Annotated in this window: 8 protein-coding genes; 3 read left to right on the top strand and 5 right to left on the bottom strand. The window is 68.1% G+C overall.

The genetic code is table 11. The annotated features are described in order from the left end of the window. From AC1RVW_RS01095 to AC1RVW_RS01085, 3 genes are all read left to right on the top strand, one after another. On the top strand, positions 1-1,655 hold a 1,655-nt coding region (locus AC1RVW_RS01095; RefSeq protein ID WP_493197505.1), incomplete at its 5' end, for a DUF1800 domain-containing protein. Between the two features lie 22 nt (positions 1,656-1,677). Beyond that, entirely contained in the window at positions 1,678-3,129 is a 1,452-nt protein-coding gene (locus AC1RVW_RS01090; protein ID WP_081270592.1) for a DUF1501 domain-containing protein, read from the top strand. Continuing rightward, entirely contained in the window at positions 3,126-3,482 is a 357-nt protein-coding gene (locus tag AC1RVW_RS01085; RefSeq protein WP_106934576.1) for a hypothetical protein, read from the top strand. Before AC1RVW_RS01090 ends, AC1RVW_RS01085 begins: the two co-directional genes overlap by 4 nt. Positions 3,483-3,489: 7 nt before the next feature. Here the strand turns inward: AC1RVW_RS01085 and AC1RVW_RS01080 are convergent, their stop codons facing one another. From AC1RVW_RS01080 to AC1RVW_RS01060, 5 genes are all read right to left on the bottom strand, one after another. Then, complete coding sequence (locus AC1RVW_RS01080) at positions 3,490-3,852, bottom strand: response regulator (RefSeq protein ID WP_081270594.1); 363 nt, start codon at positions 3,850-3,852, stop codon at positions 3,490-3,492. Positions 3,853-3,925: 73 nt separating this feature from the next. Next, the gene (locus AC1RVW_RS01075) at positions 3,926-5,149 is read right to left on the bottom strand and encodes a hybrid sensor histidine kinase/response regulator (RefSeq protein WP_493197503.1); all 1,224 of its coding nucleotides are present in this window, start codon (positions 5,147-5,149) and stop codon (positions 3,926-3,928) included. Next, positions 5,139-5,741, bottom strand: coding sequence for a chemotaxis protein CheB (locus tag AC1RVW_RS01070; RefSeq protein WP_081270596.1), 603 nt, complete (start codon positions 5,739-5,741; stop codon positions 5,139-5,141). The genes AC1RVW_RS01075 and AC1RVW_RS01070 overlap by 11 nt, the downstream gene beginning before the upstream one ends. After that, complete coding sequence (locus AC1RVW_RS01065; RefSeq protein ID WP_409195452.1) at positions 5,738-6,619, bottom strand: CheR family methyltransferase; 882 nt, start codon at positions 6,617-6,619, stop codon at positions 5,738-5,740. The genes AC1RVW_RS01070 and AC1RVW_RS01065 overlap by 4 nt, the downstream gene beginning before the upstream one ends. Then, positions 6,616-10,128 (bottom strand): response regulator, encoded by a 3,513-nt coding sequence (locus AC1RVW_RS01060; protein WP_493197500.1) that lies wholly within the window; start codon positions 10,126-10,128, stop codon positions 6,616-6,618. Before AC1RVW_RS01060 ends, AC1RVW_RS01065 begins: the two co-directional genes overlap by 4 nt. Positions 10,129-10,147: the final 19 nt, after the last annotated feature.

Here is a 10,147-nt window from a genome sequence, read left to right as displayed (position 1 = left end):
GTGGTGGCGGAAGCAGCCTCCCGTTCGTCGGTATCGGCGGCGGGGCGCCAGGCGCCGCTCCTGACGCGGCGGCGGACACCGGCCCCTATCACTACCCCCAGGCCAAGACCGACGAAGAAGCGGCGCGCTTCCTTCTGCAGGCGCAGTTCTCGGCCTCCGACGCGGAAATTGCCGATGTGCGCGCCAAGGGCTATCTGCCCTGGCTCAGCGAGCGCTTCGGCGCGGCACGCGCGTCCACCGCGTGGGACTGGACCAATGGCAGGCCCTACGGCAGCGTCGACATCGAACCGATGATCTGGCGCGAGCTGATGGTCTCCCCGGATCCGGTCCGCAAGCGCATGGCATTGGCGCTCAGCGAGATCTTCGTGGTCTCGGCCAACGAGATCGGCTCCAGCTGGCCCGTCCACATGATGGCCCAGTACTGGGACGTGCTGGTCGCAGGCGTCACCGGCAACTTCCGCCAGCTGCTGGAAGACGTCACGCTGAACCCCGCGATGGGCTTCTACCTGAACACACGCGACAACCGCAAGGAAGACGCGTCCGGCCGCCAGCCCGACGAGAACTACGCGCGCGAGGTCATGCAGCTCATGACCATCGGCCTGTACCAGCTCAACGGCGACGGCACGCTCAAGACCGGCGCCGACGGCCAGCCGATCGAGACCTACGTGCAGGACGACGTGTCGAACCTCGCGCGCGTCTTCACCGGCTACGACCTTGACATCAAGCCCGCCGAGCGCAACAGCTTCACCACGCCGGGCGGCGGCGTCATCGAGGCCAATGCCTGGACCACGCGTGCGATGGCCTTCACATCCGCGAAGCACTCGATGCTGGAGGCCCGATTCCTCGGCGCCACGGTTCCCGCCGGCACGCCCGGCCCGGCGGCGCTGAAGACCGCGCTCGACACGCTCTTCAACCACCCGAACGTGGCCCCCTTCATCGGCAGGCAGTTGATCCAGCGGCTGGTGACGAGCAACCCCAGCCCGGCCTACGTCAAGCGCGTGGCCGACACCTTCGCGAACAACGGCGCGGGCGTTCGCGGCGACATGAAGAGCGTGTTTGCCGCCGTGCTGCTGGACGACGAGGCGCGTGAACCCGCGGGCCTGGCCAACCCCAACTTCGGCCGCCTGCGCGAGCCAATGCTGCGGCTCGTGCAATGGGGCCGCACCTTCGGCATCGGCTCGTCCAAGGACACCTGGAAGATCGACAACACCTCCGACCCGAGCCGGTCCCTGGGCCAGAGCCCGCTGCGTTCGCCCTCGGTGTTCAACTTCTTCCGGCCGGGCTACGTGCCGCCGGCAACGGCCATCGCCAGCAACAAGATGGTCGCGCCCGAGTTCCAGCTGGTCAACGAGACCAGCGTTGGCGGCTACCTCAACTTCATGCAGGACAAGCTGCTCAACGGCTTCGACGGCAAGGACGTGACGGCCAGCTACGCGGCCGAGAAGGCGCTGAGCGCCGACCCCGCCGCGCTGGTGCGCCGGCTCAACCTGCTGCTCGCAGGCAACCAGCTGTCGGCCGGCACGGTGGCGCTCATCACCGATGCGCTCTCCAAGGCACCGCTCGTGAACCCCGGCACCGACGCCGCGCGGCTCAACCTCATCTGCGCCGGCGTACTGCTGGTGATGGGCTCGCCCGAATACCTCGTCCAGAAATGAAGCACACGGGAGCGATCCGCACATGTACCTGATCAATCCAGCCGAGCACACGCGCCGCGCCTTCCTGCGCCGCGCGGGCCACCTCGCGATGGCCGGCACCGCGATGCCGTTCGCGATCAATCTCGCGGCGATGGGCGAGGCCGCCGCCCAGGGCGCGCCCGGCGATGACTACAAGGCACTGGTCTGCATCTTCCTGTTCGGCGGCAACGACTACGCCAACACCCTCGTTGCCTACGACGACGCCAGCTACGCCAGGTACAGCAGCATTCGCGGCGCCATCGCACTGCCTTCGGACGCTGCGCTCGCGCTCACCGAGCTCAAGCCGACGACCCCGCTTGCCGGTGGCCGCAAGTACGCGCTGAACCCGAAGATGAGCGGCCTGGCCACGCTGTTCGACCAGGGCCGGATGGCGGTGCAGCTCAACGTCGGACCGCTCATCAAGCCGCTCACGCGCGCGCAGTTCAACAGCGGCAACCGCAGGGACTTCCCGATCCCGCCCAAGCTGTTCTCGCACAACGACCAGCAGTCGGTGTGGCAGTCGTCGTCCCCCGAAGGCTCGACCATCGGATGGGGCGGCAACATCGGCGACCTCGCGCTTTCGCAGAACGCGACGGGGTCGCTGTTCACCTGCATCTCGGTGTCGGGCAACACCGTGTTCCTGTCGGGCGACGAGGCACAGCAATACCAGGTCGGCACGGGCGGTGCGGTGCGCATCGCCAGCGTGAGCAGTGCCAGCGGCAGCGTCTACGGGTCCACGGCGGTCAAGGCGGCCATGCAGCAGATCGCGCAGCAGGCACGCGGCCATACGCTGGAGAACGAATACAACAAGGTCACGAAACGCGCCACCGACGCCGAAGGCAAGATCACTGGCGCCATCCAGATGAACGACCTGGCCGGCTTTCCGAACACCAACCTGGCGGACCAGCTCAAGATGGTCGCGCGCCTGATACGCGGGCGCACGGCCCTGGGCGTGAAGCGCCAGGTGTTCTTCGTGTCGATGGGCGGCTTCGACCTGCACGACGACATCGACACCAAGCAGGGCCCGCTGATGGAGCGGCTGTCCGGCGCCATGGCCGCGTTCCAGGCGCAGATGGATGCATGGAGCCTGTCGGAGAACGTGACGGCCTTCACCGCCTCGGACTTCGGCCGCACGCTGTCGAGCAACGGCAACGGTTCCGACCACGGCTGGGGCAGCCACCATTTCGTGATGGGCGGCGCCGTGAAAGGCAAGGCCCTGTACGGCACGCCGCCGCCGGTGAGCGTGGGCAACAGCTCCGCCGACGAAGACCAGTGGCACGTCGGCCAGGGCCGTTTGCTGCCGACCACTTCGGTGGACCAGTACGCCGCCACGCTGGCGCGCTGGTTCGGCGTGCCGGATGCGGACCTGAACGCCATCCTGCCCAACCTCAGGAACTTCGGCCTGACGGCGCCGAGCGGCATCGCCTATCCGCGCGACATCGGGTTCATGAAATGACCGGACTCATCGGAATGGAAGGCGGGGCCACCATCAGCTTCGCGCCGGAGCTTCCCAGCCCGCCGCAACCGCCGCGCGTGCGCACCATCGATTCGACGTCGATGCCGCTGCACCCCTTCACCAGCGTCGATGCCGCCATTGCGGCGGTGGAAGCGCTCGACGGCGAACTCGAGAAGTTCGAACTCGCGGTGGCCGACAACCTGCAGGACTACCTCGGCGTGCAGATGGCGCAGATCACCGACAGCGCGCTGGCCCGCGGCTGGGAGCCGGTCAGCTTCTTGCAGAAGGAGGGCTTCCGCCTGTATCGCTACGAGGCCATGCGCAGCTACACGAGGCGCGGCAAGCGGCGCTGAACGGTGCTCAGCCGGGCGGCTGCGCCAGAATCCGGTCCAGCTTGTCTATGTCGATCGGCTTTTGCAGGTGGTGGTCGAACAGGCCCTTGGCCGACTGGCCGCCGCTGTCGTTGGCCGAGAAACCCGAGATCGCCACCAGCAGCTTCGGCGCGCCGGCGGCCGCATTGGCACGCAGCTGGCGGGCCACTTCGGTGCCGGGGAAGTCGGGCAGCGTGAGGTCGATCAGCGCGGCATCGAAGCTCTCGGCGGCGGCCGCGTCGAGCGCCTGTCGGGCTGTGTAGGTGCAGCGCGCCGTGTGGTCCTGCAATGTCAGCAGTTCCTGCAACAGGTCGGCCGCGGCTTCGTTGTCGTCGACGATCAGCACATTCACAGCTTTGTTTCTTTCCGGGTTTTCAAGGTCATCAGTATCGCGGGCGCCCGCGCGCGTGGGGGTAGGAGCATGCCTACGTCGGTTGCGGGGCGGCGCTGGCGGCCTCGGGGATCTGCAGCGGCAGTTCGACCACGAAAGTCGAGCCCTCGCCGGAAGCACTCTCCACGCCGATGCGCCCGGCATGCAGGCACACGATCTTGCGCGTGATGTACAGCCCCAGGCCCAGCCCCGCCGCATGCCGGCGGCTGTCGTCGGTGCGTTCGAACTGCTCGAAGATGCGGGCGTGGTCCTCCGGCGCGATGCCGATGCCCTGGTCGCGCACCGCCACCCGGGCGCTGTCGCCTTCGAGACTCACGGTCATCTCCACCGGCTTGCCGCCGCCGTAGCGCAGCGCGTTGGTCAGCAGGTTGGTCAGCACCTGTTCGATGCGGAATTCGTCCCACACGCCGCGCAGTTCGGGCGGTGCGTGCAGCGTGATGACCGAGCCGGCGGCCTCGGCCTGCTGGCGCAGGTTCTCGACCACCGCGCGGGAGAGCGCGCTCAGGTCCACCGGCTTGGTCTGGATGGAAAGGGCATCGCGCCGCATGCGCGTCACGTCGAGCATGTCGTCGATCAGCCGCACCATGTTGCGGATCTGCCGCTGGTCGCGCTCGATCATCGCCGGCAGCCTGTCGGGCGCGAAGTTGGCGAGGTTGCCCTTCGACAGATGCAGCTGGCGCAGCTGGGCCTCGAGGTAGAGCGTGTTCAGCGGCGTGCGCAGCTCGTGCGACACCATCGACATGAAGTCGTCGCGCATGCGCACCGCGCGCTCCAGCTCGCGCTGGGTGTGCTGCAACTGCTGCACCAGCTCTTCCTGCTTGTGGTGGGCGGCCGCGAGCTGGTCCATCTCGTGGCGCAGCGCCTTGCGGTGGCGGTGCAGGTCGACGAACACGTTGACCTTGCTGACCACCGCGTGCGGGTCCAGCGGCTTGTGCAGGAAGTCGACCGCGCCGCTTTCGTAGCCCTGGAAGGCGTAGTTCAGCTCGCGCCCCGCGGCGCTCACGAAGATGATGGGAATGTGCCGGGTGCGCTCGGTCCCGCGCATCAGCTCGGCCAGCTCGAAGCCGTTCATGCCGGGCATCTGCACGTCGACGATGGCCAGAGCGAATTCGTGTTCCAGCAGCAGCGCCAGCGCCGCTTCGGCCGAGGCCGCGCGGTACACCACGCGCCCCGGCGCACGGATGAGCGCCTCCAGCGCCAGCAGGTTCTCCGGCAGGTCATCGACGATCAGCAGCTTGCTCTCGATGTCAATGTTCATGGGCCGACTCCAGTTGCAGAAGCAGGGCTCGCAATTCGCGCAATGGGAGCACGTAGTCGGGGGCGTGGCGCGCGATGGCGGCTTGGGGCATGGTCGGGATCTGAGCTTCTGTCGGGTCCTGTACGGCGGTCAGCCCGCCGGCCAGATGGATGCGGTGCAGCCCCTCGGCACCGTCGTAGTTGGCGCCGGTCAGCAGGAAGCCGGCGAGGGCGGGGCCGTAGGCATCGGCCGCGGATGTCATGAGCACGTCGATGGACGGCCGCGAGAACAGCACGGGCGGCTCGCAGCTCAGCGAAAAGGAGCGCTCGCGCTCGATCGACAGGTGATAGCCCGGCGGCGCGAAGTACAGGCTGCCCGCCGCGAGCGGCATCTTGTCGGCCGCCTCGCGCACCGGAATGGGCAGCCGCTGCGCGAAGATCTCCGCCAGATGGCTTTCGTGTTCCTCGGGCAGGTGCAGCACCACCGTCATCGGGAGGTGCCAGCTTGCGGGCAGGCCCTGCAGCAGGGTGTTGAGCGCGTCGATGCCGCCCGCGGAGGCGCCCAGCACCACGGCCTCCACGCGCTTGTTGGTCGAGCGAAGCCGCCTTTTCATGAGGCCTTGCGGTAGATGCGCTCGGCGCGCGCGTGTGTTTCGAAGCGCTCCGAATAGCCCGAGAAGTCGATGCTTTCCTTCGAGCCCAGTCCCAGGAATCCGCGGTGCGACAGCGACTCGTGGAACAACCCCAGCGCCCGGTCCTGCAACTCACGGTTGAAATAGATGAGCACGTTGCGGCACGACACCAGCTGCGTTTCCGCGAACACGCTGTCGGTCGCCAGGCTGTGGTCGGCGAAGATCACGTCGGCGCACAGCGAGGGGTCGAAGCGCGCGGCCTCGTAGGCGGCGGTGTAGTAGTCGGAGAACGCGCTGCGCCCGCCCGCGCGCTGGTAGTTGGTGGTGTAGCCGCGGATCGCCTCCAGCGGAAAAATGCCCTGGCGCGCCTTCTCCAGCGAGGCCGGGTTGATGTCGGTGGCGTAGATCTGCGTGCGCTCGAGCAGGCCTTCCTCGCGCAGCAGGATGGCGAGCGAGAACACTTCCTCGCCGGTGCTGCAGCCCGCCACCCAGACCTTGACCGAGGGGTAGGTGTGCAGGATGGGCACCACGTGCTGGCGCAGCGCCAGGAAGTACGCCGGGTCGCGGAACATCTCGCTCACAGGGATGGTCAGGAACTGCAGCAGCCGGCCGAACAGCACCGGATCGCGCAGCACGCGGTCCTGCAGCGCCGAGATGCTCGGCAGCCCGAGCTGCTCCAGCGCATGCAGCACGCGGCGCTTCTGCGAGGCCATGGTGTAGTTGCGGAAGTCGTAGCTGTACTTGAGGTAGATGGCCTCCATCAGCAGGCGCAGCTCGATCTCGGTGTCGCTCAGGGGCGGCAGCGGCGGCGCGACCGCCGTGAGCGGCGTCGCGGGAGAACCGGGGCGTGAAGTGGTCACAGGCGCTCCATTTTCGGCATCCACACCCGCAGCAGCGAGAACAACCGTTCCAGGTCCACGGGCTTGGCGAGGTAGTCGTTGGCGCCCGCGGCCAGGCACTGCTCGCGGTCGTCCTTCATGGCCTTGGCGGTGATGGCGATGACCGGCATCTTCTCGAAGCGCGGGTCGGCACGCATGCGGCGCGTGGCTTCCAGGCCGTCCATCTCCGGCATCATCACGTCCATCAGCACCAGGTCGATCTCGCTCACCTGGTCGAGTTTTTCAAGCGCCTCGCGGCCGTTGCGGCCGATTTCCACGGCCGCGCCGCGCTGCTCGAGCGCGCTCGTCAGCGCGAAGATGTTGCGCACGTCGTCGTCCACCAGCAGGATGGTCCGGCCCTCGAAGATGCGGTCGCGTCCGCGCGCCGTCTTGAGCATGCCCTGGCGCTCGCTAGACAGTTCGGCTTCCACCTTGTGCAGGAACAGCGTCACCTCGTCGAGCAGGCGCTCGGGCGAGCGCGCGCCCTTGATGATGATCGAGCGCGAGTAGCGCTGCAGCTCGGTTTCCTCGTCGCGCGTGAGGTTGCGCCCGGTGTACACGATGACCGGCGGGAACGACACGATCTCCTCCGCCGCCATGGCCTTGAGCAGCTCGCTGCCCTGCATGTCGGGCAGCCGCAGGTCGGTGATCATGCAGTCGAAGACACGGGTGCGCAGCAGTTCCAGCGCTTCTTCACCCGAGCCCACGGCCACGATCTCGATGTCGTCGTCCTCGATCAGGCGCATCACGCTTTCGCGCTGCAGCTCGTCGTCTTCCACCAGCAGCACCACCTTGACCTTCTGGGTGAGCTTGTCTTCCAGCCGCCCGAAGACGCGCATCAGCTCGTCGCGCGTGGTCGGCTTCAGCGCGTAGCCGATGGCGCCCATCTGCAGCGCCGCACCCTGCGCGTTGTCGGCGGCCGAGACCACGTGGATCGGGATGTGGCGGGTGTGCGGCGAGTCCTTCAGGCGTTGCAGCAGGTCCAGGCCGGTGCTGTCGGGCAGGCGCATGTCCAGCAGGATGGCGTCGGGCACGAATTGCGTGGCCAGCTCGAAGCCGTCGGCCGCGCCGTGCGCCACCAGGCAGCGGTAGCCGAGTTCGTGCGCCAGGTCGTAGAGGATGTGCGCGAACTGCGGCTCGTCCTCGATCACCAGCACGCGGCGCACCTGGTCGCGCGGCAGCGAGCGGTCGTCCGCGAACTGCGGCGCGGGTACCGGGGAGGGCGGATGGGGCGGGAGCGGCACGGCAGGCGCGGCCGGTGCCAGGCCGACAGGGGCGTGCGCCGGCTTGGGCGTGTAGACGGCCGAGGGCGCTGCCGATGCATTGCCCGGTGCATTACCCGGTGCCTGGGGCGCCCTGGCCGGAAGCTGCAGCACGAAGGTGCTGCCCTGGCCCGGCTGGCTCTGCACTGCGAGCGTGCCGCCCAGCAGATGGGTGAGGTCGCGCGAGATCGACAGGCCCAGCCCCGTGCCGCCGTAGCGCCGGCTGGTGGTGCCGTCGGCCTGGCGGAAGGCTTCGAAGATCAGCTCGTGCTGCTGCGGGTCGATGCCGATGCCCGAGTCGGTAACCGCAAAGCTGGCGCCGCCGTCCGCCGCGGCAGACACCACCAGCGCCACTTCGCCGCGGTCGGTGAACTTGAGCGCGTTCGACAGCAGGTTCTTCAAGATCTGCTCCACGCGCTGGCGGTCGGTCACCAGCGAGGCTGGCGCATCGGGCTTGATCTCGAGGCGGAAGCTCAGGTTCTTCTGCTTCGCCAGCGGGCGGAAGGTGGTTTCCAGGCTCTCGGCAAGCCGGCGCAGGGACACGTCTTCCGGCACCACTTCGAGCTTGCCGGCCTCCACCTTCGAGATGTCGAGGATGTCGTTGATCAGCACCAGCAGGTCGTTGCCCGACGAATAGATCGACTCCGCGAACTTCACCTGCTCCTGCGTCAGGTTGCCCTGCGGGTTGTCGCCCAGCAGCTTGGCCAGGATGAGCGCGCTGTTCAGCGGCGTGCGCAGCTCGTGCGACATGTTCGCCAGGAACTCCGACTTGTAGCGGCTCGCGCGCTGCAGTTCGTCGGCGCGGTCCTCCAGGTCGCGCTGCACGCGGCGCAGCGCGGTGTTGCGCTGGTCCAGCGCCTCGGTGCGCTCCGACAGCTGGCTGTTGGTCTGTTCCAGCTCGGCCTGCTGGTTCTCCAGCATGGCCTGGGAGGCACGCAGCGCACGCGACTGCTCCTCGAGTTCTTCGTTGGCGGTGCGCAGCTCTTCCTGCTGCACCTGCAGTTCCTCGTTGAGCTGCTGGGTCTCTGCCAGCACGTCCTGCAATTGCTCGCGGTATCGCGCCGCCGCCAGCGAGGTGCCGATGTCGTCGGCCACCACGTCCAGCAGCTGGCTGCCGCGCTCGTCCAGCGGGGCCGGCAGGCCCAGTTCGACCACGCCGTTGACCATGCCGTCGCTGCCCACCGGCAGCAGCAGCACGGCCTTGGGCGTCATCTCGCCCAGGCCCGAGTTGACCTTCAGGTAGTCGGCATCCACCGGCTCGACCACCATGCGGCGGCGCTCCGCCGCGGCCTGGCCCACCAGGCTCTCGGTCGGCGAGAAAACCTGCGGCGTGGCCTCGGCCGCGCTGGAGAAGCCGTAGCTCGCGGCCCGACGCAGCGGCCCGTGGCGCTCGCGCACATACATGGCGCCGACCGACGTGCCCAGGTGACGCGAGAAGAACGCCAGGACCTTGCGGCCCATGTCCGGCGCGCTGAGCTCGCCCACCAGTTCGCCCACCAGCTCGGTCTGCGCGCCGCGCAGCCAGGCCTCGTGCGACAGGCGTTCGGCGTGGGCCGACTGCTCCTTCAGCACCACGTCGTAGCTGTCGGAAAGCCGCACCAGCTGCCGTCGGCCGAAGTAGGCCACCAGCCCGGTCAGCGTCAGCGTGAACAGCAGGAACAGGCAGATCACCCACCACGCGGTGCGGTTGGCGTCGTTGTTGCGCTGGAAGCGCAGCGCCTGTTCGGTGTCGATGAAGGCGGTGAACTCGGCGCGCATGTCGTCGGTCAGCCGCTTCCCGCGGCCCAGCCGCACCTGGGCCTGGGCGTCCTCTCCGGCGCGGCGCGCGGCGATCAGGCTGCGCGCGAATTCGGTCCAGGTGGCCTGGATGGACGCGATGCGGTCGATGCGCTCGACCTGCTGGCGGTTGTCCGACACCAATTCGCGCAATGCGGCCGTGTCGGACTTCATGCGGGGCAGGGCACTCTGGTAGGGCTCGAGGAACGTCTCGTCACCGGTGATCAGGAAGCCGCGCATGCCGGTCTCCATGTCGATGCTCTGGCGCTGCAGCTCGCTGGCGGCACGGGTCACGCGGTCGGTGTGCTCGACCCAGCCGATGGTGTTGAGCAGGAACAGGATCAGCGCGACGAACACCACGGCGCCGAAGATGCCGCCGATCAGGGGGAGCTTGAGGTTGCGGCTCAGCAGACGGTCGAAGTCTTCGGGGTCTATCGCGGAGGGAGTGTTCATCGGTCGCATTTGTAAGCAA

It is taken from the genome of Variovorax sp. MPBD4-3, assembly GCF_058809745.1.
This window is presented reverse-complemented; position numbering and strand designations above follow the sequence as displayed.

Bases quoted from the DNA above. Each gene is read 5' to 3' on its own strand.
- AC1RVW_RS01090 (WP_081270592.1), top strand. From the start codon at position 1,678: ATGTACCTGATCAATCCAGCCGAGCACACGCGCCGCGCCTTCCTGCGC.
- AC1RVW_RS01085 (WP_106934576.1), top strand. From the start codon at position 3,126: ATGACCGGACTCATCGGAATGGAAGGCGGGGCCACCATCAGCTTCGCG.
- AC1RVW_RS01075 (WP_493197503.1), bottom strand. From the start codon at position 5,149: ATGAACATTGACATCGAGAGCAAGCTGCTGATCGTCGATGACCTGCCG.
- AC1RVW_RS01070 (WP_081270596.1), bottom strand. From the start codon at position 5,741: ATGAAAAGGCGGCTTCGCTCGACCAACAAGCGCGTGGAGGCCGTGGTG.
- AC1RVW_RS01060 (WP_493197500.1), bottom strand. From the start codon at position 10,128: ATGAACACTCCCTCCGCGATAGACCCCGAAGACTTCGACCGTCTGCTG.